The organism is Sphingomonas sp. LY29 (assembly GCF_035593985.1).
Lineage (GTDB): Bacteria > Pseudomonadota > Alphaproteobacteria > Sphingomonadales > Sphingomonadaceae > Sphingomicrobium.
Genome location: NZ_CP141587.1, coordinates 258,314 through 282,855, shown reverse-complemented (window position 1 = coordinate 282,855; position 24,542 = coordinate 258,314). Strand labels below are relative to the sequence as shown.

The following is a 24,542-nucleotide window of genomic DNA, read 5'->3' as shown; positions in this document are numbered from 1 at the left end:
GGATGACTCCCGGGCGGTTCATCAGCCTTGAAGGCGGAGAAGGGGTCGGCAAGTCGACCCAAGTGTCGGCGCTCGCCGCCGCGCTAGAGGGGCGTGGGCTAACCGTGCTCGTCACTCGCGAGCCCGGTGGAAGCCCGGGAGCCGAGGCGATCCGGCAGTTGCTCCTCTCGGGCGATGAAGGGCGCTGGTCGCCCCGCGCCGAAGCGCTCCTGTTCGCGGCAGCCCGCGCCGATCATATCCAAAAGACCATTAGTCCAGCGCTTGCTCGTGGCGAATGGGTGCTGAGCGATCGCTTTCTGGATTCCAGCCTGGCCTATCAAGGTGAGGCCGGGGGACTGGGCATCGAGGCGGTCCGCGATTTGCATCGATTTGGAAGCCTCGATTTCGTCCCCGATCGAACGCTGGTGCTGATCCTGGAAGAAAGCGAAGGCGCCACCCGCGCTCGTGTTCGCGACGGGAATGCCGGCGATCGGATCGGGTCTCGGCCGCCTTCCTATCACGCCGCGGTCGAGGCGGGTTTTCGCCGAATGGCCGACGTCGAGCCCGAAAGGGTACGACTGGTCGATGCCGACGGCAGCGCCCCAACAGTCACCGCGCGACTTTTATATGCATTGGGCGACTTGCTGCCGTGAGCATGGAAAGGCTTTTTGGCCAGAGCCGGGCGGTCGAGCAATTCTCGACAGCATGGGCCGGGCGACGTCTCCATCATGCTTGGCTGCTCGCTGGTCCAAGCGGCGTCGGAAAAGCGATGTTCGCGCGAATGGCGTCGACACGCGTTCTGGCCGACGCGGCCGGTCCGGTCAGCGACGAACCCGATCTCGGCACGCCGACCGATCATCCGGTGGCGCGGCTTCTTAGCGCGGGAAGCCACCCCGACTTTCGCTGGCTTCGGCGGCTGGAGAAACCGACGGGTGGTCTCGCCCGTAACATCAGCGTCGATCAGGTCCGTTCACTCGGCGACTTGCTGAGTGTCACTCCTTCGCTCAGTTCTTGGCGCGCCATCGTCATCGATTCTGCGGACCATCTGGAGGCCTCGGCGGCCAACGCACTGCTGAAGATGCTCGAGGAGCCGCCGCCATCGACCTTGTTCTTCCTGGTCAGCCACGCGCCGGGGCGTTTGCTTCCGACCATCCGATCGCGGTGCCGTCGCCTCGACTTTGCGCGGTTGGATAATGACTCCATGAAGTCGGTGCTGTCGGACCCGGCCAATGGTTTGTCGTCGGCCGATATCGAGCGACTGATCGGCCTGGCTCAAGGATCACCCGGGCGCGCAATGTCGATGGCCAAGCTCGATCTCGCGCCGCTCGAAGAAGATGCCCGTCGGATTATGCGTGATGGAGATGCCGACAACATCCGGCGCTCGAAGCTCGCCTCGTCGTTGTCCACTAAGGCCGCGGCAGATCGCTACTCGGCGTTTCTCGCGCTTGTGCCTGCTCTGATTGCCCGTGAGGCGATCACGGCGTCCGGTGAGCAGCGGGGGAGAGCGCTGACGGCATATGCGCGGGCGCGCGAGACGACCGCCCTGGCGCCGCGCCTGTCGCTCGATCCGGGCGCGACCGTTTTCCAGCTTGGCGGAATCCTCGCGTCGGTCGCCTTGAAGCGTTAGGGCGGCGCGGCTAGGGCCAACGACATGGCCGAGCCTTATTACATCACCACCGCTATCAGCTATCCGAACGGCGCGCCGCATATCGGACATGCTTACGAAGCGATCGCCGCCGACGCGATCGCGCGCTTCAAGAAGTCGAAAGGCTTCGATGTTCGTTTCCAGACCGGGACCGACGAGCATGGCCTCAAGATGGCTCAGGCCGCGAAGGCAAAGGGGCTCGAACCGTCGGTCTACGCTGACGAAATGTCTGCCCTTTTCAAGGAAATGTGCGACCGTCTTGAGGTAGATTACGATCGTTTCATCCGCACGACTGAGCCGGCCCACCACCGCGCCAGCCAGGCCCTGTGGCAGGCGATGGAAGCCAATGGCGACCTTTACCTCGATCGCTACGAGGGCTGGTATTCGGTCCGCGACGAGGCCTTCTACGACGAGAGCGAGCTGACCGAAGGTGAGGGGGGTGTGCGCCTGTCGCCACAACAGACGCCGGTCGAATGGACCGCTGAGGAAAGCTGGTTCTTCCGGCTATCGGCGTATCAGGATCGGCTACTTGAGCATTACATCCAGAATCCAAACTTCATCCAGCCTGACAGCCGCCGCAACGAAGTGCTTCGCTTCGTCGAAGGCGGGCTCAACGACCTCAGCATTTCGCGAACCAGCTTCGACTGGGGCATCAAGGTGCCGAACAGTGAGCGCCACGTCATGTACGTTTGGCTCGACGCGCTCACCAACTATCTGACCGGTCTGGGCTATCCCGATGGCGGAGAAATGGTCGATCGATACTGGCCGGCCGACTGCCACCTGATCGGTAAGGACGTGGTCCGATTCCACGCCGTCTATTGGCCGGCGTTCCTGATGTCGGCAGCGATCGAACTCCCGCGCCAAATCTATGGACACGGCTTCCTACTTTCGCGCGGCGAGAAGATGTCGAAGAGCGTCGGCAATGTCGTCGACCCCATCGAGATGGCCGACCGCTACGGCGTCGACGCGCTGCGCTATTTCCTGCTCCGTGAAGTGACGTTCGGGCAGGACGGAAGCTACAGCCATGAGGCGATCGTCAATCGCGTCAACAGCGAGCTAGCCAACAGCTTTGGCAATCTTGCGCAGCGCAGTCTGTCGATGGTTTTCAAGAACTTGGGCGGCGTCGTTCCGGCATCGGGCAAGCATGATGATGATGTTCGTCTCCTCGCTCAGGTAAACGAAGGTTGCGCGACGCTCTCGACGGAGTTCGAGCGCTTCGCCTTCTCGATCGGGCTCGAAGCGTGGATGGCGGCGGTGTTTGCCTGCAACGCCTATGTCGACGCGCAAGCCCCGTGGGCACTTCGGAAAACCGATCCCGATCGCATGGCCGAGGTGCTTGGCACGTTGGTAGCGGCAGTTCGCCGACTGGCCGAAGCGGTCATTCCCGTCATCCCCGGCGCAGCAGCTCGTTTGATCGCGAACATCGATGCCGGGCAGGGGGGCGTCCCGATCGCCGCGCCTACTCCGATCTTCCCGCGGCTCGAACTCGGCGAGGACGAAAGCGCGACCTGATGCTGATCGATAGCCACTGCCATCTCAATTATGATGGGCTGGTCGAGCGCCAAGACGAGGTATTGCAGACCGCACGCGATCGCGGGGTCGCGGGATTTCTGAATATCTCCACGCGGCAGCGCGAATGGGCAGAGATCGTCGCAGCCGCCGACAAGCACGATGACGTCTGGGCGAGCATTGGCGTCCATCCTCATGAGGCCGACGCTCATCCGGACCTTGGCGCAGCGGCATTAATCGAGGCGTCCGCGCATCCTCGCGTAATCGCGATTGGCGAATGCGGTCTCGACTATCATTACGACAAGTCGGACCGGGCGGCGCAGCGCGACCGCTTCGCCGCGCACATCGACGCTTCACGCCAGACTGGGCTGCCGTTGGTCATCCACACCCGCGATGCGGAGGGTGACACGGTCGACATATTGACGTCGGCGGTCGCGGCCGGCGGGGTGAAGGGTGTCCTGCACTGCTTCACCGGAAGCGCGGCACTCGCCAAGGCAGGGCTCGACTTGGGCTTTTACGTCTCGATCTCCGGGATCGTCACGTTCAAGAATGCCAAGGACTTGCAGGACGTCGCCCGCACCATCCCGAAGGACCGGCTGCTGGTCGAAACCGACTCCCCGTTTCTGGCACCCGTTCCGCATCGCGGGCGACCGTGCGAGCCGGCGTTCGTGGCCGACACTGCCGCTTTTCTTGCCGACCTTCGCGATGAACCAGTCGAAGAAATCGCCGCGAACACCACCGCCAACTTCTTCCGATTGTTCGGAAAAGCGGTCACGTGAAGGTCACAGTCCTGGGCTGCGGCACGTCGTCGGGGGTGCCCAGGATCGGAAATGATTGGGGTGCCTGCGACCCCGACGATGCCCGCAATGCGCGCACGCGATCGTCGATTCTGTTCGAAAGTGCCGGCAAGAAGCTGCTCATCGACTGCGGCCCCGACATGCGTTGCCAATTGCTCGCCAACACCGTCGACCGTATCGACGGCGTCGTCATCACGCATGACCATGCCGATCACTGTCACGGCATCGACGACCTTCGCCAGATCGCGCAAATGAACCGGGACCAGGTTCCGCTCTTCGCTCGGGCCAAAGTGCTGGCCGCCCTTCAGCGGCGGTTCGGCTATATGACCAAAGGCACAGCGCTCTATCCTGCAGTCCTCACCACTCACGACATCGGGGAGGGGATGGAGTGGGGCAATGCCGCGATCCGCTTTGTCGACCAGCCCCACGGTTCGATCCAGTCGCTTGGTCTGCGGTTCGATGAGGATGGCAAATCCCTCGGCTATGCAATTGATTTCCACGACATGACTGACGACATGTTGGCCATGTACCAAGGCGTTGACGTCCTGATCGCCGATTGTCTCCGGCGCCGACCGCATCCTACCCATGCCCATCTGGAGGCCGTGCTGGATTGGGCTGCGCAGTTGAAGGTCGGTCAGCTGTACCTCAGCCATCTCGACAACAGCATGGACTATGCGAAATTGGCTGAAGAGCTTCCGGCCTGGGCCGCGCCCGCGCACGATGGACTGGAGATTGGATTCGCATGAGCGGCGATCAGGGAATGAACACGCTGTACTTGGTGCTGTGCCTGATGCTCGTTGCGGGCTCGCTGATCAGCATGCGACTTCCTTTTGGCAAAGTGGCCAAGATGGCCGCTGCATGGGCCGCAATCTTCGGGATCGTCTTCATCGTATTTGCCTTTCGCGGGGAGTTTTCCTCTCTGGGGGCTCGTCTTCGTGCAGAGGCGACGGGCAATCCGATTGTGAAGGGACAGGAAATCAGGATCCCGATTGCCGACGATGGCCACTTCTGGGTGCAGGCCAGCGTCAACGGCCATGACGAGCGGTTCCTGGTCGACAGCGGTGCTTCGATCACCACGATCACGCAGGATGCGGCGCAAGCGGCGCAGGTGGTGCCCGGAATGCGGGTGTCCACCGTTGAAACGGCGAACGGCGAGGTTCAGATGCGCGTTGCGCAGGCAGAACTTTTCCAGCTGGGCCCGATCGCGCGCCCGAACTTGACGATCCACATCAACGATCGCGACGGCGCGAATGTGCTGGGAATGAATTTCCTTTCGTCCCTCGACAGTTGGCGGGTCGAGCGAAACTATCTGGTGCTGCAGCCGTGACGAACGACCTCCAACTCGGCAGCCTGTATATTCTCATGGCGATCATGCTGCTCGCGGGAATGCTAATTTCGCGTCGCGAGCGGCCGTTCAGGCTGATGACACTGACGGTCGGATGGCTGACCGTTTTCGCAGCCGGCTTCGTCCTGTTCACGTACCGCGACGATCTTGGAATGGTGGCGCAGCGACTCAAGTCCGAGGCCACCGGCGCACCGATCGTTGCTGGACAGGAATTGCGAGTGCCAATGTCGGTCGACGGGCACTTTTGGGTCGACGCGGCGGTCGACGGCATTTCGGTGCGGTTCCTGGTGGATAGCGGCGCGACGATGACGACGATCGGCCGCGACACAGCGGCGGCGGCAGGGTTATCGGTGATCGACCTTCGGCAGAACGTCCGCACGGGCAACGGCTTGATCCGTGTTGGAAGCGCTCGGGCTCAGGAATTTGCGATCGGCGATATCGAACGGCGGAACGTCGGCCTTCACGTTGCCACGAACAGCGATCTGAACGTGCTCGGGATGAATTTCCTTTCGTCGCTAGATAGTTGGGGCGTCGAAGGGCGCTGGCTGATCCTGCGCGGATAACTCTCACACTTTACATAATACATATTATCATACCGAGGTTTGCATGAGCTTGGATCGTCTCGTTGCCATCATGAAGCGCCTTCGCGATCCCGAACGTGGTTGCGAATGGGATCGTGTCCAAACCTTCAGCACGATCGCTCCCTATACGATCGAAGAAGCGTACGAGGTTGCCGACGCAATCCACCGGAACGACATGACGTCACTCGCGGACGAGCTCGGCGATCTGCAACTTCAGGTCGTTTTCCATTCGCAAATGGCGGAAGAAGCCGGACACTTCGATCTTCAGAACGTCCTCGACGGCCTTTGCGACAAATTGGAGCGTCGGCACCCGCATCTGTTCGGCGGACTCGATCAAAGTCCCGGTTGGGAAGCGATCAAGGCCGAAGAGCGGATCGGCAATGCAGACGCCAGCGCGCTTGCGGGCGTCGCCATCGCCCTGCCCGCGCTCGAACGAGCCCATAAATTGCAGAAACGTGCGGCGCGGACCGGTTTTGACTGGCCTGACTTGGACGGCCCACGATCGAAGATATTCGAGGAATTGGAAGAGGTCGCGCAGGCTCCCGAGAGCGAGCAAGCGGAGGAAATCGGCGACCTGTTGTTTGCGGTCGTCAACCTCGCACGGCATCTGAAGGTCGATCCCGAAGAAGCGTTACGGCAGGCCAACCGGAAGTTCGAGAAGCGCTTTCGTGCGATTGAGACCGCGCCCGGTTTTTCCCAAATGACACTCGACGAAATGGAAGCGTTGTGGACCGAGGCGAAGCGGTCACAGGCGTTGGAAACGTGACCAATTCTCGGGGCTAAGTTTCACTTTCACATGGATTTTCTCATCGTCGCCGTGCTGGCTGACGACCTCTCCTCGCGCGTGAAGCCAGGCAATTCGCGGGCCGTCGCCTGCATCGAGGTCGATGTCATGCTCGATCGATCCGTCGCTCAACTTAGCGGCGACCGCTTCGCGTAGCTCTTCGACACCGGCGCCAGTCACGGCGGACACCGCGATGACGTCCTCGCGGCGGCCCGCCGTCCCGAACATGGCTTCGACGTCTCCCGCCGGCATCAGGTCGATCTTGTTCCAGACTTCCATCCGCGGAGGGGAATCGTCCTCGTCGAGCCCCAGGGAGGCAAGGACCGACGTGACGTCTGCCGCCTGCGCGTCACTGTCGGGATGCGAGATATCGCGGACGTGAAGGATCAAGTCGGCCGACGCGACTTCTTCAAGCGTCGCGCGGAAGGCCGCGACGAGTTCCGTCGGCAGGTTCGACACGAACCCGACTGTGTCGGACAGAATGGCCTTGTCGAAGCCCGGCAAGCGGACTTGCCGCATGGTCGGGTCGAGCGTGGCGAAGAGAAGGTCTTCCGCCATCACCGACGCTTGGGTCATCCGATTGAAAAGGGTCGACTTTCCCGCATTGGTATAGCCGACCAGCGCGATGACCGGCCACGGCGCTTTCTGGCGGCGTCCGCGGTGCAGCCCCCGGGTGCGCGTGACCTGCTCCAGCTCCTTGCGGATCTTCGCCATCCGATCGCGGATCTGACGTCGATCGGCTTCGATCTGAGTTTCGCCTGGGCCTCCAAGGAAGCCGAAACCGCCGCGCTGGCGCTCAAGGTGGGTCCAGCTGCGAACGAGGCGGCCCGCCTGATAGTCTAGATGGGCCAGCTCGACCTGCAGCCGCCCCTCGGCGGTCGCGGCACGCTCACCGAAGATCTCGAGGATGAGACCGGTGCGATCGATGACCTTGCACTTGGTCAGGTCTTCCAACGTTTTCTGTTGCACGGGCGACAGGCTGGCATCGACGATCAGGAGGGTCGCGTCCGCATCGCGGGCAAGTTCGGCAATTTCGTCCGCCTGTCCCTTTCCAAACAGGCTCGCCGGGCGGACTTGCCGCAGCCGGAAAGCCTTGCGACCGACGACCTCGATCCCGATCGCCTCCGCCAGTCCGCGGGCTTCGTCGAGACGGGCCTCGATCGATCGAAGCCCCCCTTCCCCGACACGATCGGGCAGGACGAGCATCGCACGTTCGCCGCGCGCGAGCCCATTATCTTCCTGGCGATTGAAAACGCTCAGCGGTCGTCTTCTGCTGGTTCGGCACTGCCCAGGTCGAGCGGTTGACCCGGCTGCATCGTGGAGATCGCGTGCTTGTAGACGAGTTGCACCTGACCACCGCGCTCGAGCAGAAGCGAGAATTGGTCGAAGCCGGCGATCGCGCCCTGCAGCATTACGCCGTTCACGAGATAGATGGTCATGGCGTCGTGCTCACGCGCCGCGGCGGCCAGGAACAGCTCCTGGAGAGCCGGACGCTTTCCACCTTGCGCGGGCAGGAGGTCTGACGACAGATCCGACGGCGTTTGAAGTGGCATGATCGTGCTGATGCCGTGCTTGAAGACCAATTGGGCGTTTCCGTCACGGCGAAGAAGCAAGGAGAAGGCATCGTACCAGGTGACGACGCCCTGAAGCTTGACGCCTTTCACGAGAAAGACCGTCACCGGCGTCTTCGATCGACGGATGCTGTTGAGGAATTGATCCTGCAAATTGGGAGACTTGTCAGCCATTATTCGGGTCATTCCTCATCGCGCTTGTCACCCAGCCCCAGCGCCTTCAGCTTCCGGTGGAGCGCGGACCGCTCCATGCCGATGAACGAGGCTGTACGCGAGATGTTGCCCGAGAAGCGGCGAATTTGAATTTTGAGATATTCGCGTTCGAAACTCTCGCGTGCCTCTCGCAGCGGTGACCCCATGATCGCCATCGACGAACTGCCGAGGCTCGCCGTCCCTTGGCTTTCCACGATCTCGGTGGGCAGGAGATCGACTTCGATGCAGTCGACGCGATCGCTCGGCGCCAAGATCATCGTCCGCTCGATAATGTTGCGAAGCTGGCGGACATTGCCCGGCCAGTCGTGCGCCTGTAGCGCCGCCATCGCGTCCTTCGACAGCATGGGGGTGCGAATACGCCGCTCGACGGCGTAGCGTGCCAGGAAATGGCCGACGAGTTCGGGAATGTCTTCACGTCGGTCGCGAAGCGGCGGGATCTTCACGGGAACGACGTTGAGCCGGTAATAGAGGTCCTCGCGAAAGCGGCCCACGGCGATCTCGTCCGACAGGTTGCGCGACGTGGCCGAAAGGACGCGGACGTCGACCTTCACCGGGCGCTGTCCCCCTACCCGATTGTAGCTCTGGTCGGTCAGGACGCGCAGGATCTTTCCCTGCGTCGTCAGCGGCATGTCCGCGATCTCGTCGAGGAACAGCGTTCCACCGTGCGCTTGTTCCAGAAGTCCGGGACGCGACGTCCCGTCCAATTCGCTTCCGAACAGCTCTTCTTCGACCCGCTCCGGGCTCATCATCGCGGCGGACAGCACGATGAAGGGCGCGTTGGCGCGCGGGCTCCAGTTATGGATCATCCGCGCCGCAATTTCCTTGCCAACACCCGCAGGACCCGTGATCATCACGCGGCTGCCGGTCGGGGCAACCCGTTTCAGGGTGGCGCGCACCGAGTTAATCGCGATTGATGTCCCGTCGAGCTGATCGTCGGGCCCGACCTGCTGCCGAAGAGTCGCATTCTCGCGGCGCAGGCGATCGGTCTCGGTCGCGCGGGCGACGAGGTGGAGCAGCTTGTCGGCCTGGAACGGCTTCTCGATAAAATCGACCGCGCCCTCGCGGATGGCTGCGACCGCAGTGTCGAGATTGCCGTGGCCCGAAATCATGATCACCGGCAGCGACGCGTCGCGGCGCTTCACTTCCTCGAGCAATTGCAGGCCGTCCATCTTCGACCCCTGAAGCCAGACGTCGAGCAGGACGAGGCTTGGACGCCTTTCCTCGATCGCGTCGAGCGCGGACGTGCTGTCGCCCGCCGTCCGAACGGCATAGCCCTCGTCCTCGAGCACGCCCGACACCAGTTCCCGAATGTCGGCTTCGTCATCCACCACAAGAACTTCGAGGGCCATCAGCCGATTTCCTTCTCGTCAATATTGTCTTCCGCCGTACCCGCCGTGCCACTGTCGAGTTCGGCAAGCCGAGCCGCGTCGAAAGCGATGCGCACGCGCGTTCCCCCGCGAGCGCGATCGAGGAACGCAATTTCGCCGAGATGCTCCTCGACGATCTTCTTCACGATCGCCAGCCCAAGGCCGGTGCCGCGAATGCGGGTCGTCATGTAGGGCTCGGTCAGCCGTTCGCGCTCTTCGGGCAAGCCAACACCGGTGTCGTTCAGTTCGATCACCAGGCTGTCGTCATCCTGCTTCAGGTAGAGGTCGACGCGGTCACCCTCAGGATGACTCTCGCCCCGGTTGCGCCGGGCTTCAATGGCTTCCACCGCATTCTTGACGATGTTGGTCAGCGCCTGACCCAATTGGCGTCGATCGCAGACGAGGCGCATGTCGGCGCGCGGCGGATCGAGATGAAATTCGATCCCCGGATGCGCCACCTCATGTAGGAACAACGCGGCGCGCGCGATCTCGTGCACGTTCTCTTCGCGAAACACCGGCTTGGGCATCCGCGCGAAATTGGAGAATTCGTCGACCATGCGGCGCAGGTCTCCGACCTGGCGGATGATCGTCTCGGTGAGCCGCGAAAACGTCTCGGCGTCGGTCTGGATGTCCTTGCCGTAGCGGCGCTGCAGGCGCTCCGCGGCGAGTTGAATCGGTGTCAGCGGATTCTTGATCTCATGCGCGATGCGGCGGGCGATATCCGACCATGCCGCACGGCGCTGATCGCTCAATTGTTCGGTGATGTCGTCGAACGTCAGGACCGACCCGTCGGCATAGCGCATTCTCTTCACCGCCAGCGTGTGCTGGCCCTCGGCGGAGCGGAGAAGGACATTTGCCTCTCTCGTTTCGCCATCGACGAATTCCTTCAGTTCGGGTGAAACGTCGGCCAGGTCGCGGCCTTCGATCCCCTCTTCGCCGTGCCGAAGAAGCGTCTCCGCCGACCGATTGGTCAACTGCACCTTGGCATCGCCGTCGACGGCGATGACGCCAGCGGTCACGCTCGAAAGCACCGCCTCGATGAAGGCGCGGCGGGTGTCCAACTGCTCGTTGGCCGCCATCAGGGCGCCGGTCTGGGCCTGCAGCCGCCCCGTCATCCGGTTAAACGCCAGTCCAAGCGTCGAAATTTCGTCGGTCGACTTCATTTCGGGCACTCGGGCGGAAAGGTCGCCCTCCTCGATGCGGCCGGCGGCGTCGACCAGTTCTTCAACCGGGCGAAGCAGACGGTCGGCCAGCTTCAACGCAGTGAAGATCGCAAGCGCGACGATGATCAGCGCACCGGCAAGCAGGGCGGCATTAAAGCGGAGTTGGTTCGCGCGGCTCCGCTCGAGCAATGCGCGATAATCGGTCAGCACACCATTGGCGCGCTCGATCTGCTCGCGGAAATCGTCGTCGACTTCGCGCGCGACAAAAAGATAGGTGCCGGGATCGTTGACCAGAGGCGTGAGGACCGCGATGCGACCCTGCGTCACCACTTCGGCCGCCTGGGTCGTCCCCTTCAATTGCGCCAAAGCTTGGGCCAGCCGCGATTGGTCAATCAGGCCATCATAATAATTCACGCCCCGGAGCACCCGCACCGCACCGTTCGGCGCGATTGCCACGACCGCCGCCTCGTTCAGGCTGCGCACGTAGGTCTGATAAGCGAGATATTCGTCGAAGCGCGGGCTTTCCATCGGCTTCGCGCCGAGGTTGTCGTAAAAGTCGGTGACCATGATCACCGCCTCGCCGCCCACCTTATTCACTTCCCGATCATAACTCGATTGCGCAAGCGCCGCGGTGTTTTCCAGCATCCCCCGCGCTCGGTCCGAAAACCAGAATTCCAGTCCGGCCTGGAACAATAGCGAGGCGAAAATGGCGACGATGACCGTCGGGACCGCCGCGATGACGGAGAACAGCGCGACGAGGCGCGTGTGTAACTTTCCCGTCCCGATCGCGCGGCTCATAGCTCGATCGCGCGCCAATTTGCGCGACCAAAGCACCATCAGCGCAATCGCCGGAATGAGATTGGCGATGAGAAGAAGCGCAATCTGCGGCGGTGACAGCAGGGAGCCCGGCGCCGCTTCACGAGTGAGCAGGTTGACGCTGAGCGCCAGCATCAGCGCGAGCACGACGGCGCTGCCGATCATCGCCCATTGATAGATGCGGCCGCTATCGCGCTCGCGCGAAAGCCAACCCTTTTCGGTCGTCACAAAATCTGAATCGGCCACGCGAGCATCCATCCGGACACTCCCTAGCATGACCGCGTTGCATAAAGAACACAGTTAAGGAGGGTCAGGCCGCGCTTTTTGCGCACCACGGCGCATAAAATTCGCGAAGCATCGCCGTGACGACTTTGGGATCGTCCTGCCGATTGACGTTATTGCGGAATTCCGCCGATCCCGTCAGGCCCTTCGTGTACCAACCGATGTGCTTCCTCGCGAGATTGACGCCGGTCTGCACGCCATACAGCGACTGCATCATCTCATATTGTTCGAGGATGATTGCCAATTGTTCGTCGAGCGAGGGATCGCGGCGCTCGCCCCCACCCCCCAACGCGCTCATCACCTGACCGAGCAACCACGGACGACCATAGGCCCCGCGCCCGATCATCACGCCATCCGCTTCGGACTGCTCCAGCGCGCTCGTCGCGTCCTCGACGCTGCAGATATCGCCGTTGACGATGACCGGAAGACTGGTCGCCTGCTTGACGTTACGAACGAACCGCCAGTCGGCCGATCCCTTGTACATCTGGTTGCGCGTACGACCATGAACGGTGATCATCCGAATCCCGAGATCCTCCGCGATGCGGGCGAGTTCGGGCGCGTTGAGGCTGTCGTGGCACCAGCCCATCCGCATCTTCAGCGTGACCGGCACTTTTACTGCTTTGACGGTCGCGTCGATGATCGATCCGGCAAGCTTCAGGTCGCGCATCAGCGCCGATCCGGCATCGCCGTTGACGACCTTTTTGACCGGGCAGCCCATGTTGATGTCGATGATCGCGGCGCCGCGTTGCTCGTTAAGGCGCGCGGCTTCGGCCATTTCGACCGGGCCGCAGCCCGCCAGCTGGAGAGAGACTGGCTCCTCGCTAGGGTCCCACGCCGCTTTCTGCAGGCTCTGGCGAGTCTCGCGGATCATCGCCTGGCTGGCGATCATCTCGCTGACCGTCAGGCCGGCGCCATAGCGCTTTACGATCTTGCGGAACGGCAGGTCGGTGACGCCGGTCATCGGCGCCAGGATCACCGGCGCGTCAATAGTCAGCGGGCCGACGTAGATAGGTTTCATCATGCTCATGGGAAGGCGCGCCTTTACAGAAAGGGCCTGCTGCGGGCAAGGCGCAGGCCATGGCCAGCACACCCGACCGCGTGACCGCGCTCATCGTCGCCGCCGGATCGGGCGAACGGATGGGCGGCGACCTTCCCAAGCAATTTCGGACGCTTGCCGGCCGGTCGGTGCTTGCGCACGCCATCGATGCGCTTAGCCGACACCCCCTGATCGACGCTGTTCGCGTCGTCATTGCCAAGGGACAGGAAGAAGTTGCCCGGCGCGCTATCGCCGAGCGGGACATCGGCGATTTCATCGTCGGCGGCGCCTCACGCGCCGAAAGCGTCGAGGCGGGACTTCGTGCGATCGGCAGCGGTATTGTGCTGGTCCACGACGCCGCCCGTCCCTTCTGCCCACCGGTCGTCGTCGACCGCCTGATCGATGCCCTCGCTCGCGGCGATGGCGCGGTCCCGGTCCTGTGCGTGGCGGACACGCTGGCATCTGGCGAAAACATCTTGGAGCGCATCGTCGACCGGCGAAAATTGATGCGCGTTCAGACCCCGCAGGCGGCCCACGTCGAAGATCTGCTTTATGCCATCGACGAAGGCCATGGTCGCGGCGCGACCGACGAATCCTCGCTATTGATCGCAGCCGGGCTCAAGGTGATAGCGGTCGAAGGAGACCCGATGCTCGACAAGCTGACCACCTCGTCCGATTGGGACCGCGCCGAAACCGGGCAAGCGGCGCAAATGATCGTGCGAACCGGAATGGGGTTCGACGTCCACGCTTTTGCGGGCGACGGACCGCTGGTCATGGGCGGTATCACCATCCCGTTCGAGCGTGGATTGGCAGGGCATAGCGATGCGGACGTCGTCCTGCATGCGATCACCGACGCCTTGCTGGGCGCGGCCGCCAAAGGCGACATCGGACAGCATTTCCCGCCGTCGGACCCGCAGTGGAAAGGCGCGAGCAGCGACCGCTTCCTTGCGCACGCAGCCTCGCTGATCCGCGACGAAGACGGGATCATCGACCACGTTGACTGCACCGTCATCTGCGAAGCACCAAAGGTCGGGCCTCACCGCGACGCCATTCGCGATCGTGTCGCGGACATCCTGATGATTTCGCGGAACGCCGTCAGCATCAAGGCGACGACGACCGAGCGCCTTGGCTTCACTGGCCGGGGCGAAGGAATCGCCGCGCAGGCGGTCGCGACGATCCGCATGCCGGCAGTCGCATGAGCCTGCTTCCTGACGACGTCGTCGATCTTGCGCGCAAGGTCATCGACTCCAATCGCGCCGCCGGCCGGACGATCGCAGTAGCGGAAAGCTGCACAGGCGGACTCGTCAGCGCGGCCCTCACCGAGATTGCCGGATCATCCGCAGTCTTCGTCGCCGGATATGTGACCTATTCGAATGAAGCGAAGCAGGGGATGCTCAAGGTAGGGCGCGACGTTATCGAGACCTTCGGCGCTGTTAGCGTCGCCACCGCCTGGGCGATGGCTCGTGGAGCGGTCGACGCGTCGGGTGCCGACGTCGCCGTCTCGATCACCGGTATTGCCGGCCCGGATGGCGGCTCGGATCGCAAGCCTGTCGGAACGGTCGTTTTTGCCCGCGCGGCGCGATCGGACGGTCCCGACGACACCATGGCCGACCAGAAATTGTTCGATGCCAGCGGTGGTCGTTCAGATATCCGGCGTCAGGCGACGCTCTGCGCACTTGAGCTGCTGCTTCCGTAAAGCGCCGCTGCGCGCTGCTCAAAGGCGCCGGTCATTCGGCGAAGCGCGCGATCGAACATCGCGCCGGCCAGGGTTTCGAAAAGGCGTGAGCGGAACGCGAAATCGACGGTGAAGTGGAGGTTGGTTCCCCCTTCCGGAGCGGGCTCGAACTTCCACTCGTTAGTCAGATATTTGAGCGGACCTTCGACATAGTCGACGACGATCCGGTCGGGACGCTGCTTGGTCACACGGCTGGTAAAGCGCTCCTTGAACGCGTTGAAGCCGACGATCAGGTCCGCCACCAACTCCTGCTCGGTCGATGAACGGATCCTCACCGCGGTCACCCACGGCAGGAACTCATCATAGCGACCGACATCGGCGACCAGGTCGAACAATTGGTCTGGTGAGTAGGGAAGATACTTCGTCTCGGAATGCCTCGGCATCAGGCAATAACGCCCCCTGCCCGCGCCAGTTGCGCCTGCCGCGCCGCGCGCATCCGTTCGAAATCGTCGCCGGCGTGGTAGCTGGATCGCGTCAACGGCGAGGCAGCTACCACCAGGAAGCCCTTGGCGCGGGCGATCGCTGCGTACGCGTCGAATTGCGCGGGCGTAACGAATTCCTCTACCGTCGCGTGGCGCGGCGTCGGCTGCAGATATTGGCCCATGGTCAGGAAATCGATTCCGGCCGATCGCATGTCGTCCATCACCTGGTGAACCTCGAGCCGCTGCTCGCCCAACCCGACCATGACCCCCGACTTGGTGAAGATCGACGGATCAAGCTTCTTGACCGTCTCCAGCAGGCGCAGCGACGCATAATAGCGCGCACCCGGGCGAATGGTCGGATAGAGCCTCGGCACGGTTTCGAGGTTGTGATTGTAGACGTCGGGACGCGCAGCGACGATCGCCTCGACCGCCGCTTCATGCTTGTTGCGGAAGTCGGGGGTCAGGATTTCGATCGTGGTCGACGGCGTCGTGCGGCGAAGCGCCTCGATCACCTTCACGAACTGGCTCGCCCCGCCGTCGGGAAGGTCATCGCGGTCGACCGACGTCACGACGATATGGCTCAGCCCGAGCGCCGCTGCCGCATCGGCGGTATGTTGGGGCTCCATCGCGTCGACCTTGCGCGGCATTCCCGTCTTCACGTTGCAGAAGGCGCAAGCGCGGGTGCAGGTATCGCCAAGGATCATCACCGTGGCGTGCTTCTTGGTCCAGCATTCGCCAATGTTCGGACACGCCGCCTCCTCGCAAACCGTGGCGAGGCCGAGCGATCGCATCAGCCGGCGGGTTTCGGCATAACCCTCGCTGACCGGCGCCTTGACGCGGATCCAGTCGGGCTTGCGCTGCTTGGGCGGAATGGGAAGCGGTGCGTTCATGGGCTGCCAGATAGCGATTGATGGTCGCGCTTGCCACCCCTTGGGGAAAGCCGGTAGCGAGCGCAGCCATGACGAGATTTTCCGACATGATCGACGGCTATCGCCGTTTCCGCACATCCGAATGGCCGGTCGAGCGCCAACGCTGGGCCGAACTCGCAACGGGACAGAGTCCCCGCGTCATGGTGATCGCTTGCTCCGACAGTCGCGTCGAACCGGCCACGATCTTTGACGCCAAGCCGGGCGAAATGTTCGTGGTTCGCAACGTTGCCGCCTTGGCCCCGCCCTACGAAACGACGCCCGGCCGCCACGGCGTCTCCGCAGCGCTGGAATTTGCGGTTACTCAGCTCGAGGTCGAGGAAATCGTGGTGATGGGCCACGGTCTGTGCGGCGGCTGTGCGGCGTCGCTCACCGGCCAGTTTGCCGATGCCAAGCCCGGCGAAGGTCGCTTCATCGCCGACTGGGTGAGCCAACTCGATGACGCTCGGGATGAAATATTGTCGAAGCATGGCGCGGTGACGCCGGATGCGCTGGCGGAAATGGAGCGCGCCGCGGTGCGCATTTCGCTGCGCAACCTCCGCACGTTCCCGTTCGTCGCTCGTCGCGAGATCGAGGGGAAGCTCGCCCTTCACGGCTGCCGCTTCTCGATCGAGAACGGCAAACTCGAAACCCTCGACGAGGCGGAAGGAAGCTTCCGCCCCGTCTAAGGTTCGTCCGCTAAGCGATTAGCAGCGGGTATTATAATCGTAGATCGGGTTGCCGTACTGGTCGGTGTAGTAGCAGTAACCACGGGTATCGCGATAATATTGGCGACCCTTGATGACCGCGCCGGCAACACCGCCCAGAACCGCACCAGCGATCGCGCCGGTGACGGGGTTAACGCCAGGAACGATCGCACCGACGACGGCACCGGCTGCACCGCCAAGAGCGGCACCGGTCGCAACGCGCGAACCGTCGGCGCGGTTGCCGTAATAGGGGTCGTTGTATCCGTAGGGATTGGTCGCGCAGGCCGACAGACTGACGGCAAGGGTCGATGCAAGAATGATGCGTTTCATGGTTTCGTTCCTCCGATACTCGGGTACAGATGCGCCAAGGTAAGAATGGTATGACGTGCGGACCGCGATTTCGTTCCGTTGCGGCTGCGACACGAAGCATGATGACGGAGCGATCATGACGACGACGAACGAACCCGAGCTCAACATTGCCTTGCTGATCGATGCCGATAATGCGTCGCCGGACCACTTGGACGAGGTCCTGCTGGTCCTCGGCGAGCTCGGCACGATCAACATTCGCCGCGCCTACGGCAATTGGGCGAAATCCAGCCTCAAGGGATGGGGCGACCTGACCGGCATGCACTCGATTCTGCCCGTCCAGCAGTTCGATGTGGTCAAGGGCAAGAGCGCCACCGACATGCGGATGGTGATCGAAGCGATGGACTTATTGTTCGGCGGGCGCGTCGATGGCTTCGGGATCATGTCGAGCGACAGCGACTTCCTCCCGCTGGCGATGCGGATCAAGCAGGATGGGCTCCCGGTTTACGGCTTCGGCACCGCCAAGACCCCGATCAGTTTCCAGCAAGCCTGCTCGCGCTTCTACGACGTCGCGGCCCTGGCGAACGAAAAGGGCGATGCGCTCGAGGCGCCGCCCGCCGCGGAAGGCCAGCGGGCGATAGACGCGGAATTGCTGCAAGTTCTCGGCGCCGCGTTCAAGGCATCGAAACGCGACGAGGAAGGCTACGCCTCGCTCAGCGAAATGGGACAGCGCGCGAAGGCGGTCTCCAGCTTCGCGGTGCGGAACTACGGCTTCACGCGGCTGAGCGACCTGATCAAGGCGGTGCCGAATTTCGGGACTAGGCTCGGCCCCGACGGACGGATGATGGTCAAGCGCCTGCGCTGACCGGGAACGCCTCCCCTCTCCTGTCGTTGTCGCCCCGAACCATCAGGAGATTTGACGATGTTCGGCAACGACGACAGCCCCGAGATCAAGCTGCGCAAGAAATTCTGGACCGCGCTCGACGACAGCCCCTTCATCATGCTCGGCCTCAAAGGCGTGGAAGATGATCGCACCCGCCCGATGACCGCGCAGGTCGACCGGCAGGACCGCGACAAGGAAGATGGCGGCCCGATCTACTTCTTTGCCTCGCGCACCGATGGCGTCGGACAGGATATCGCGGACTCGTCGCGTGCCGTCGCGACCTACGCGTCGAAGGATCACAAGGTCTTCGCGCACATTCATGGCAGCCTGGTCGCATCGAACGACCGCGACGTCATCGAGCGTCTCTGGAACCCGTTCATCGCCAGCTGGTACAAGGACGGCAAGGACGATCCCGACCTGCTTCTCTTGCGCTTCGACACCGAAAAGGCCGACGTCTGGGAAGCCGACACTGGATCGACGCTGAAGGCCGCGGCGCTCAAGGCTCTGTTCGACATCGATCCGGGCAAGGAGCACCAGAAAGACCATCAGGCGACGGTGCAGCTGTAATGGCGGGGGTCGTCGACACTGGCCGGTTCGTCGGCCCCACCCATGCCCTGCTCAGGATCGTCACCGGGTTGCTGTTCCTGCAACACGGCACGGCGAAGCTGCTCGGCTTCCCCCAGACCAACATGATGCCCGCGGCGGGATCCTTGCCGTGGATTGCCGGCGTGATGGAGTTGGTTGGCGGCGTGCTGATCATCATCGGACTGTTCACGCGGCCAGTGGCGTTCCTGCTGTCCGGCCTGATGGCGGTCGCCTATTGGATGGCGCACGCGCCGCAATCGACCTTCCCGATCCAGAACGGCGGCGAACTCGCCATCCTTTATTGCTTCGTTTTTCTGTACCTCGCAGCGGCCGGTGCGGGTCCATGGAGTGTGGACGGTTCGATCGGCCGCCGCCGCGTGACCGTTTACGAGGAAGGTCCGGTCGACGTCCGGCGATAAGTCGAACGCTTGAAGGAAAAAGGCGGGGAGCGACGCGGGTCGCTCCCCTTTCTCGTTATCGCGTCAGCTTCTTATAGGTCATGCGATGAGGCCGATCGGCTTCCGGTCCCATGCGGCGACGCTTGTCCTCCTCATAGGCCTCGAAATTGCCTTCGAACCATTCGACGTGGCTATCGCCCTCGAACGCGAGGATGTGCGTCGCGAGGCGGTCCAGGAAGAAGCGATCGTGGCTGATGACCACGGCGCAGCCCGCGAAATTCTCCAACGCCTCTTCCAGCGCGCGAAGCGTCTCGACGTCGAGGTCGTTGGTCGGTTCGTCGAGCAGGAGGACGTTGCCACCCTCCTTGAGCATCTTCGCGAGGTGAACGCGATTGCGCTCACCACCCGAAAGCTGGCCAACCTTCTTCTGCTGGTCGACACCCTTGAAGTTGAATGCGCCAACGTAGGCGCGGGTCTGCATTTCCTGCTTGCCGATGGTCATCAACTCGTGCCCGCCGGAAATTTCTTCCCAGACGTTCTTCTTGGCGTCGAGATGATCGCGGCTCTGGTCGACGTAGCCCAGTCGGACCGTCTCGCCGACCTTGATCGCGCCGCCGTCGGGCTCTTCCTGCCCGGTGATCAGCTTGAATAGGGTCGACTTGCCGGCGCCATTCGGCCCGATCACGCCGACGATCCCGCCCGGCGGCAGGTTGAACGACAGGTCGTCGAACAGCAGCTTGTCGCCATAGGCCTTGGTCAGGCCCTGCGCCTCGATGACGTTGCCGCCAAGGCGCTCGGGCACCTGGATGACGATCTGGGCCTTGCCGATGCTGCGCTTTTCCGACGCTTCGACCAGGGCGTCGAACGCCTTGATACGCGCTTTCGACTTGGACTGCCGGGCCTTCGGGCTCTGTCGGATCCACTCGAGTTCCTGCGCGATCGCCTTCTGGCGGCCCTCGTCCTCGCGGCCTTCCTGCTCGATCCGCTTCGCCTTCTTGTCGAGGTAGGTCGAGTAGTTGCCCTCGTAGACGAAGTATTTTCCGCGATCGAGTTCGAGAATCCAGTTCACGACATTGTCGAGGAAGTAGCGATCGTGGGTGACGAGAATGACGTTGCCCGGATAGTCGACGAGATGCTTTTCGAGCCACTGGACGCTTTCGGCATCCAAGTGGTTGGTCGGTTCGTCGAGCAGCAGGATGTTCGGTTTCTGAAGCAGCAGCTTCGTCAGCGCGATGCGGCGCTTCTCACCGCCCGACAGATTGCCGACGCTGGCGTCACCCGGCGGACAGCGGAGCGCGTCCATCGCGATTTCAAGCTGGTTGTCGAGCGTCCAGCCGTCGACGGCGTCGATCTTTTCCTGAAGCTCGCCCATCTCCGAGCCCAGCGCGTCGAAGTCCGCATCTTCCTCGCACATCAGCGCGCTGATCTCGTTGAAGCGATCAACGAGGTCCGCGACCGGCTTCACGCCTTCGCGAACATTCTCCATGACGGTCTTGCTTTCGTCGAGCTGCGGTTCCTGCTCGAGATAGCCGACCGTGATGTTCTCGCCCGGCCAGGCTTCACCGGTGAATTCGGTGTCGCGACCGGCCATGATCTTCATCAGGGTCGACTTGCCGGTGCCGTTCGGGCCGACGATGCCGATCTTGGCGTCCGAATAGAATTGCAGGTTGATGCCGTTAAGCACCGGTTTGGGTGCGCCGGGGAAGGTCTTGCTCAGACCCTTCATCACGTAGCTGTACTGGGCGGCCATGGGGTCGCGGATCCTTTGGAATCGGTGGGAATTAGGTGCGCACTTAGGGGATGCGGCGCTCGAATTCCAGTGGCTCGCGACGCCTAGTCGCGGCCGGTCATCGCCTCCGCATTGGCAAACCGGTACTCCCGAAACCGCTCACGAAGCAGCCGCTTGCTGAGCTTGCCGGTTGCGGTGTGGGGAAGTTCGTCGACGAACTCGACCGCATCGGGCAGCCACCAGCGGGCGACCTGCCCCTCCAGATGCTCGCGGATCTTGACCTCGCACACTTCGGCGCCCGGGGACCGCACCACGACCAGCAGCGGGCGCTCGTCCCACTTGGGGTGCGGGATGCCGATCGCGGCGGCTTCGGCCACACCCGGACAGCCGACCGCGGCATTCTCGAGCTCGATCGAACTGATCCACTCACCGCCCGACTTGATGACGTCCTTCGACCGATCGGTAATCTGCATCGCTCCATCGGGATGGATCGCGGCGACGTCCCCCGTGTCGAACCAGCCGTCGGCATCGGTCGCGGATTCGTCGAACTTGAAATAGCGCTCGATCACCCAGGCGCCGCGGACGAGCAGATTGCCCGAAGTGACACCATCGCGTGGCAACTCCTGACCCTCGTCGTCGACGATCTTCAGTTCGATCCCGAACGGCACCCTGCCCTGTCGCGCGGTCCAGCCAAGCTGTTCCTCGTCGGTCATCTGGTCCCAGTTGCGCGGCGCCCCCGCGAGCGTCCCGATCGGCGAGGTTTCGGTCATCCCCCAAGCATGGCCGACGTGGATGCCGCGCTTGCGGAACCAGTCGATCATCGCACGCGGTGCTGCCGAGCCCCCGATCGTCACAGTCTTGAGCGGGCCAAGGTCGTCGCCGGTCGCCTCGATATGCGCGATCATCGTCATCCAGATCGTCGGCACGCCCGCCGAATGGGTGACGCCCTCCTCGCGAAACAATTTGACCATCTTGTCCGGGCGATAGTCCGCCGAAAGCACCAGCTCGCACCCCGTCAGCGGCGCCGCCCACGGCAGGCCCCAGGCATTGGCATGAAACATCGGCACGATCGGCAGGGCGGTCGAGTTTGTGCTGAGATCGAAGCAGTCGGGTGCGACCTCGGCCAGCGCGTGGAGCATCGTCGAGCGATGTTCGTAGAGGACACCCTTCGGATTGCCGGTCGTGCCGCTCGTGTAGCAAAGTCCGCACGGCTCGCGCTCGTCGCCCTCGACCCATCGATAGTCGCCGTCGTGCGGCGCGATCCAGTCGGTGAAAGCCTGGTCCCCCTGCCAATCCGCCGGAGGATCGAAACAGATGTAGGTGTCGATTGTCGTCCAACGCGGCTTCATCTTCTCGACGAGCGGCGCGAACATGTGATCGTAGAGGAGAACACGGTCCTCGGCATGGTTGGCGATGTAGTCGAGCTGGTCGTCGAACAGGCGCGGATTGATCGTGTGAAGCACCCCGCCCATCCCGATCGCCCCATACCAGGCCGTCAGGTGCCGATCGTGGTTCATCGCCAGCGTCGCGACGCGGTCGCCCCGGTGCAGGCCGACCGCCTCGAGCGCCTGCGCCATGCGGCGCGCATCATGCGCGATGCTTCGCCAATTGGTGCGCGTGACCGAACCATCGGCCCAGGCGGAGACAATTTCACCGTCGCCATGTTCACGCTCGGCATGATCGACCAGTCGCATCACGCGGAGCGGCCAATCCTGCATCGCACCCAATTTGATCACGCCACTTCCCCCGCCAACGATCCGTCCCGAGCAGGGACAGCTTCGCCTCAAGCGATGGGGGATTCAAGCGGTTTCGTGACGCCTAGAACGGCAGTTTGAAGCCCGGCGGCAGCGGCATTCCCGCGGTCATCGCCTTCATCTGCTCGCCTGCCGCCGCGTCGGCCTTGCCACGCGCGTCGTTGATGGCGGCCGCGATCAGATCCTCCAGCATTCCCTTTTCCTTGGGATCGATCAGGCTGTCGTCGATGTCGAGCCCAAGAATGCGGCCCTTCGCCGTGGCGCGCACCTTTACCAGCCCGCCGCCGGCAACGCCTTCGACCTCGACCTTTTCAAGATTGTCCTGGGCGCTTTGCAGCTGCTCCTGCGCGGCTTGCGCCATCTTCATGATTTCATCGAGGCTTGGCATGTCAGGCTTCCTTCTGGTCAATCGATTCGAGCGTCGCGTCGGGGAATGCGTCGAGCAGTGCCCGCACGTTCGGATCCTGCATGACGGCGGCCCGCGCCTGTTCCTCCGCCATGATCTCCTGCTGCTGCAGCGACGGTGCACCACCATCGTCCGCAAGCCGCACTTCCCACGGCATTCCCGTCGCTTCCTTCGCCGCCGTCGCAAGCAGGCGCGGGAACTCGGCGCCGAGCGGGCGAAGCGGCTTCAGAACGACTTCACCGGGCGCGTAGCTCACCAGTCCGACCATGTCGTGCAGTTGCAGCGCGAGCAGCTTGCCACCGCCTGCTTCGATCGCGGCGATGAAGGCGGCGAAATCGGCGGGTGCAGGATCAGCCTTAGCGGGCGGAGCGCCGGCCGATGCGGTCGTTGTGGCCGTCACCGCCCCGCCCCCCGAAAGCATCGCAGCCAGCGCGGAGGGATCGGGCATATCGAGGGCGTGGATCAGGCGTAGCAATGCCATCGTCGCCGCTTCCTGGGGGTCGGGCGCGACGCCGACGTCCTGAAGCCCCTTCAACAGCAATTGCCACAGCCGGTGAATATGACCCCAAGACAGGCGCGCCGCGACGTCCGCCGCTGCCTCTCTCTCCTCGACCGAGGCCAGCAGGTCGGCACTCCCGCCCGCCTTGGACCGCGTGACCGCGTGAAGCGATTCCATCAGGCCACGAAGTAGCGATGCCGGTTCGATCCCCAGCGCATGCGCTTCGTCCAGCTGCCCCAGCGTCGCCGCCGCGTCGCCGCTGAGCAACGTGTCGAGCAGTCGCCGGATCCGGCCGCGATCGGCGGCGCCGAGCATGTCGCGGACCTGCGCGGCCGTGACCTTGCCTTCCCCATGCGCGATCGCCTGGTCGAGGATGGACAGGCCGTCGCGCGCAGAGCCTTCGGCGGCGCGGGCGATGGCTTGAAGGGCCTCGGGCTCGACCTCGACCGACTCCGCTTCCGCCACGCGAGCGAAATGCTGCGCCAGGCTGTCGGCGGGGATGCGTCGTAAATCAAACCGCTGGCACCGCGACAGGACGGTCACGGGCACCTTGTTTACTTCGGTGGTGGCGAACAGGAACTTCACGTGCGCCGGCGGCTCCTCAAGCGTTTTCAGCAACGCATTGAAGGCGTTCTTCGACAGCATATGAACTTCGTCGATGATGTAGATTTTGTAGCGCGCCGACACCGCGGCGTAGCGCACCGCCTCGATGATCTCACGAACGTCGTCGACGCCGGTATGGCTCGCGGCGTCCATTTCGATGACGTCGATATGGCGGCCCTCAGCGATCGCCCGGCACGGTTCGCACACGCCGCACGGATTGATCGTCGGCCCCCCCTGCCCGTCCGGCCCGATGCAGTTAAGCGCCTTGGCGACCAGCCGCGCGGTCGAGGTCTTGCCGACCCCGCGAACCCCGGTCAGCAGGAACGCATGGGCAATGCGCCCTCGCTCAATCGCGTTGGCGAGCGTGGTCACCATCGCATCCTGCCCGATCAGTTCGGCAAAAGTCTGCGGCCGGTACTTCCGCGCAAGCACTCGATACGGCGATGCCTCGGCGGGTTTCTGGCTCACTTCGGGAAGTTCGAGCCCAAGGCCTGGCGATTCGTCGTCATTCATGTGCCGAGG

The 24,542-nt window shown here is 63.2% G+C and carries 26 protein-coding genes; 14 read left to right on the top strand and 12 right to left on the bottom strand.

What is annotated here, in order from left to right; genetic code table 11:
• Positions 1-2 precede the first annotated feature (2 nt).
• From tmk to mazG, 8 genes are read left to right on the top strand one after another with little or no spacing between them, the layout of a single operon-like run.
• A complete protein-coding gene (gene tmk, locus SH584_RS01435; protein WP_324807986.1) occupies positions 3-632 on the top strand; it encodes a dTMP kinase in 630 nt (209 codons plus the stop codon).
• A 2-nt stretch (positions 633-634) separates the two neighbouring features.
• On the top strand, positions 635-1,606 hold the full coding sequence (locus SH584_RS01430; protein WP_324807984.1) for a DNA polymerase III subunit delta': 972 nt from the start codon (positions 635-637) through the stop codon (positions 1,604-1,606).
• A 24-nt stretch (positions 1,607-1,630) separates the two neighbouring features.
• Complete coding sequence (metG, locus tag SH584_RS01425) at positions 1,631-3,136, top strand: methionine--tRNA ligase (protein ID WP_324807982.1); 1,506 nt, start codon at positions 1,631-1,633, stop codon at positions 3,134-3,136.
• Complete coding sequence (locus SH584_RS01420; RefSeq protein WP_324807980.1) at positions 3,136-3,912, top strand: TatD family hydrolase; 777 nt, start codon at positions 3,136-3,138, stop codon at positions 3,910-3,912. Before metG ends, SH584_RS01420 begins: the two co-directional genes overlap by 1 nt.
• On the top strand, positions 3,909-4,676 hold the full coding sequence (locus tag SH584_RS01415; protein WP_324807979.1) for an MBL fold metallo-hydrolase: 768 nt from the start codon (positions 3,909-3,911) through the stop codon (positions 4,674-4,676). The genes SH584_RS01420 and SH584_RS01415 overlap by 4 nt, the downstream gene beginning before the upstream one ends.
• Positions 4,673-5,257, top strand: a complete 585-nt coding sequence (locus SH584_RS01410; RefSeq protein ID WP_324807977.1) for a retropepsin-like aspartic protease family protein — start codon at positions 4,673-4,675, stop codon at positions 5,255-5,257. Before SH584_RS01415 ends, SH584_RS01410 begins: the two co-directional genes overlap by 4 nt.
• Complete coding sequence (locus tag SH584_RS01405) at positions 5,254-5,838, top strand: retropepsin-like aspartic protease family protein (RefSeq protein ID WP_324807975.1); 585 nt, start codon at positions 5,254-5,256, stop codon at positions 5,836-5,838. Before SH584_RS01410 ends, SH584_RS01405 begins: the two co-directional genes overlap by 4 nt.
• A 43-nt stretch (positions 5,839-5,881) precedes the next feature.
• The gene (mazG, locus tag SH584_RS01400; protein ID WP_324807973.1) at positions 5,882-6,622 is read left to right on the top strand and encodes a nucleoside triphosphate pyrophosphohydrolase; all 741 of its coding nucleotides are present in this window, start codon (positions 5,882-5,884) and stop codon (positions 6,620-6,622) included.
• Here the strand turns inward: mazG and hflX are convergent.
• From hflX to dusB, 5 genes are read right to left on the bottom strand one after another with little or no spacing between them, the layout of a single operon-like run.
• Entirely contained in the window at positions 6,602-7,900 is a 1,299-nt protein-coding gene (hflX, locus tag SH584_RS01395; protein ID WP_324809422.1) for a GTPase HflX, read from the bottom strand. The two genes, mazG and hflX, sit on opposite strands and share 21 nt — an antisense overlap.
• Positions 7,897-8,385: an RNA chaperone Hfq gene (gene hfq / locus SH584_RS01390; protein ID WP_322840538.1), complete on the bottom strand. Its 489-nt coding sequence runs from the start codon at positions 8,383-8,385 to the stop codon at positions 7,897-7,899. The genes hflX and hfq overlap by 4 nt, the downstream gene beginning before the upstream one ends.
• 8 nt (positions 8,386-8,393) lie before the next feature.
• Positions 8,394-9,773 carry a nitrogen assimilation response regulator NtrX gene (gene ntrX / locus SH584_RS01385; RefSeq protein WP_324807971.1) on the bottom strand — a complete coding sequence of 460 codons (1,380 nt, stop codon included), beginning with the start codon at positions 9,771-9,773 and terminating at the stop codon, positions 8,394-8,396.
• Positions 9,773-12,028, bottom strand: a complete 2,256-nt coding sequence (locus tag SH584_RS01380; protein ID WP_324807969.1) for a sensor histidine kinase — start codon at positions 12,026-12,028, stop codon at positions 9,773-9,775. Before SH584_RS01380 ends, ntrX begins: the two co-directional genes overlap by 1 nt.
• 52 nt (positions 12,029-12,080) lie before the next feature.
• Complete coding sequence (gene dusB / locus SH584_RS01375) at positions 12,081-13,079, bottom strand: tRNA dihydrouridine synthase DusB (protein ID WP_324807967.1); 999 nt, start codon at positions 13,077-13,079, stop codon at positions 12,081-12,083.
• Between the two features lie 50 nt (positions 13,080-13,129).
• Between dusB and SH584_RS01370 the strand changes: the two genes are divergently transcribed.
• Together SH584_RS01370 and SH584_RS01365 are read left to right on the top strand one after the other, a co-directional pair.
• Positions 13,130-14,287: a bifunctional 2-C-methyl-D-erythritol 4-phosphate cytidylyltransferase/2-C-methyl-D-erythritol 2,4-cyclodiphosphate synthase gene (locus tag SH584_RS01370; RefSeq protein ID WP_324807966.1), complete on the top strand. Its 1,158-nt coding sequence runs from the start codon at positions 13,130-13,132 to the stop codon at positions 14,285-14,287.
• Positions 14,284-14,784 (top strand): CinA family protein, encoded by a 501-nt coding sequence (locus SH584_RS01365; RefSeq protein WP_324807965.1) that lies wholly within the window; start codon positions 14,284-14,286, stop codon positions 14,782-14,784. Before SH584_RS01370 ends, SH584_RS01365 begins: the two co-directional genes overlap by 4 nt.
• On the opposite strand, the gene SH584_RS01360 is transcribed toward SH584_RS01365, so the two are convergent.
• Both SH584_RS01360 and lipA read right to left on the bottom strand, forming a co-directional pair.
• Entirely contained in the window at positions 14,745-15,206 is a 462-nt protein-coding gene (locus tag SH584_RS01360) for a type II toxin-antitoxin system RatA family toxin (RefSeq protein ID WP_322840544.1), read from the bottom strand. The genes SH584_RS01365 and SH584_RS01360 overlap by 40 nt on opposite strands.
• On the bottom strand, positions 15,206-16,135 hold the full coding sequence (gene lipA, locus SH584_RS01355) for a lipoyl synthase (RefSeq protein ID WP_324807961.1): 930 nt from the start codon (positions 16,133-16,135) through the stop codon (positions 15,206-15,208). The genes SH584_RS01360 and lipA overlap by 1 nt, the downstream gene beginning before the upstream one ends.
• 68 nt (positions 16,136-16,203) lie before the next feature.
• Between lipA and SH584_RS01350 the strand changes: the two genes are divergently transcribed.
• Positions 16,204-16,839, top strand: coding sequence for a carbonic anhydrase (locus SH584_RS01350; RefSeq protein ID WP_324807959.1), 636 nt, complete (start codon positions 16,204-16,206; stop codon positions 16,837-16,839).
• 18 nt (positions 16,840-16,857) lie between these two features.
• Here SH584_RS01350 and SH584_RS01345 read toward each other — a convergent pair whose 3' ends face one another.
• Positions 16,858-17,187 carry a glycine zipper domain-containing protein gene (locus SH584_RS01345; RefSeq protein ID WP_324807957.1) on the bottom strand — a complete coding sequence of 110 codons (330 nt, stop codon included), beginning with the start codon at positions 17,185-17,187 and terminating at the stop codon, positions 16,858-16,860.
• A gap of 115 nt (positions 17,188-17,302) precedes the next feature.
• Here SH584_RS01345 and SH584_RS01340 point away from each other — a divergent pair, with 115 nt between their 5' ends.
• From SH584_RS01340 to SH584_RS01330, 3 genes are read left to right on the top strand one after another with little or no spacing between them, the layout of a single operon-like run.
• Positions 17,303-18,028: an NYN domain-containing protein gene (locus SH584_RS01340; RefSeq protein WP_322840548.1), complete on the top strand. Its 726-nt coding sequence runs from the start codon at positions 17,303-17,305 to the stop codon at positions 18,026-18,028.
• Between the two features lie 57 nt (positions 18,029-18,085).
• Positions 18,086-18,613, top strand: coding sequence for a pyridoxamine 5'-phosphate oxidase family protein (locus SH584_RS01335; protein ID WP_324807955.1), 528 nt, complete (start codon positions 18,086-18,088; stop codon positions 18,611-18,613).
• A complete protein-coding gene (locus SH584_RS01330; RefSeq protein ID WP_324807953.1) occupies positions 18,613-19,050 on the top strand; it encodes a DoxX family protein in 438 nt (145 codons plus the stop codon). Before SH584_RS01335 ends, SH584_RS01330 begins: the two co-directional genes overlap by 1 nt.
• A gap of 55 nt (positions 19,051-19,105) precedes the next feature.
• Here SH584_RS01330 and ettA read toward each other — a convergent pair whose 3' ends face one another.
• From ettA to SH584_RS01310, 4 genes are all read right to left on the bottom strand, one after another.
• The gene (ettA, locus tag SH584_RS01325) at positions 19,106-20,779 is read right to left on the bottom strand and encodes an energy-dependent translational throttle protein EttA (RefSeq protein WP_324807951.1); all 1,674 of its coding nucleotides are present in this window, start codon (positions 20,777-20,779) and stop codon (positions 19,106-19,108) included.
• Between the two features lie 83 nt (positions 20,780-20,862).
• Complete coding sequence (locus tag SH584_RS01320) at positions 20,863-22,476, bottom strand: long-chain fatty acid--CoA ligase (protein ID WP_324809420.1); 1,614 nt, start codon at positions 22,474-22,476, stop codon at positions 20,863-20,865.
• Between the two features lie 100 nt (positions 22,477-22,576).
• On the bottom strand, positions 22,577-22,900 hold the full coding sequence (locus SH584_RS01315; protein ID WP_322840552.1) for a YbaB/EbfC family nucleoid-associated protein: 324 nt from the start codon (positions 22,898-22,900) through the stop codon (positions 22,577-22,579).
• Between the two features lies 1 nt (position 22,901).
• Positions 22,902-24,533 carry a DNA polymerase III subunit gamma/tau gene (locus SH584_RS01310; RefSeq protein WP_324807948.1) on the bottom strand — a complete coding sequence of 544 codons (1,632 nt, stop codon included), beginning with the start codon at positions 24,531-24,533 and terminating at the stop codon, positions 22,902-22,904.
• Positions 24,534-24,542: the final 9 nt, after the last annotated feature.

Bases quoted from the DNA above. Each gene is read 5' to 3' on its own strand.
- tmk (WP_324807986.1), top strand. From the start codon at position 3: ATGACTCCCGGGCGGTTCATCAGCCTTGAAGGCGGAGAAGGGGTCGGC.
- SH584_RS01430 (WP_324807984.1), top strand. From the start codon at position 635: ATGGAAAGGCTTTTTGGCCAGAGCCGGGCGGTCGAGCAATTCTCGACA.
- metG (WP_324807982.1), top strand. From the start codon at position 1,631: ATGGCCGAGCCTTATTACATCACCACCGCTATCAGCTATCCGAACGGC.
- SH584_RS01420 (WP_324807980.1), top strand. From the start codon at position 3,136: ATGCTGATCGATAGCCACTGCCATCTCAATTATGATGGGCTGGTCGAG.
- SH584_RS01410 (WP_324807977.1), top strand. From the start codon at position 4,673: ATGAGCGGCGATCAGGGAATGAACACGCTGTACTTGGTGCTGTGCCTG.
- mazG (WP_324807973.1), top strand. From the start codon at position 5,882: ATGAGCTTGGATCGTCTCGTTGCCATCATGAAGCGCCTTCGCGATCCC.
- hfq (WP_322840538.1), bottom strand. From the start codon at position 8,385: ATGGCTGACAAGTCTCCCAATTTGCAGGATCAATTCCTCAACAGCATC.
- ntrX (WP_324807971.1), bottom strand. From the start codon at position 9,773: ATGGCCCTCGAAGTTCTTGTGGTGGATGACGAAGCCGACATTCGGGAA.
- SH584_RS01380 (WP_324807969.1), bottom strand. From the start codon at position 12,028: ATGGATGCTCGCGTGGCCGATTCAGATTTTGTGACGACCGAAAAGGGT.
- dusB (WP_324807967.1), bottom strand. From the start codon at position 13,079: ATGAGCATGATGAAACCTATCTACGTCGGCCCGCTGACTATTGACGCG.
- SH584_RS01370 (WP_324807966.1), top strand. From the start codon at position 13,130: ATGGCCAGCACACCCGACCGCGTGACCGCGCTCATCGTCGCCGCCGGA.
- SH584_RS01365 (WP_324807965.1), top strand. From the start codon at position 14,284: ATGAGCCTGCTTCCTGACGACGTCGTCGATCTTGCGCGCAAGGTCATC.
- SH584_RS01360 (WP_322840544.1), bottom strand. From the start codon at position 15,206: ATGCCGAGGCATTCCGAGACGAAGTATCTTCCCTACTCACCAGACCAA.
- lipA (WP_324807961.1), bottom strand. From the start codon at position 16,135: ATGAACGCACCGCTTCCCATTCCGCCCAAGCAGCGCAAGCCCGACTGG.
- SH584_RS01350 (WP_324807959.1), top strand. From the start codon at position 16,204: ATGACGAGATTTTCCGACATGATCGACGGCTATCGCCGTTTCCGCACA.
- SH584_RS01345 (WP_324807957.1), bottom strand. From the start codon at position 17,187: ATGAAACGCATCATTCTTGCATCGACCCTTGCCGTCAGTCTGTCGGCC.
- SH584_RS01340 (WP_322840548.1), top strand. From the start codon at position 17,303: ATGACGACGACGAACGAACCCGAGCTCAACATTGCCTTGCTGATCGAT.
- SH584_RS01335 (WP_324807955.1), top strand. From the start codon at position 18,086: ATGTTCGGCAACGACGACAGCCCCGAGATCAAGCTGCGCAAGAAATTC.
- SH584_RS01330 (WP_324807953.1), top strand. From the start codon at position 18,613: ATGGCGGGGGTCGTCGACACTGGCCGGTTCGTCGGCCCCACCCATGCC.
- ettA (WP_324807951.1), bottom strand. From the start codon at position 20,779: ATGGCCGCCCAGTACAGCTACGTGATGAAGGGTCTGAGCAAGACCTTC.
- SH584_RS01320 (WP_324809420.1), bottom strand. From the start codon at position 22,476: ATGCAGGATTGGCCGCTCCGCGTGATGCGACTGGTCGATCATGCCGAG.
- SH584_RS01315 (WP_322840552.1), bottom strand. From the start codon at position 22,900: ATGCCAAGCCTCGATGAAATCATGAAGATGGCGCAAGCCGCGCAGGAG.
- SH584_RS01310 (WP_324807948.1), bottom strand. From the start codon at position 24,533: ATGAATGACGACGAATCGCCAGGCCTTGGGCTCGAACTTCCCGAAGTG.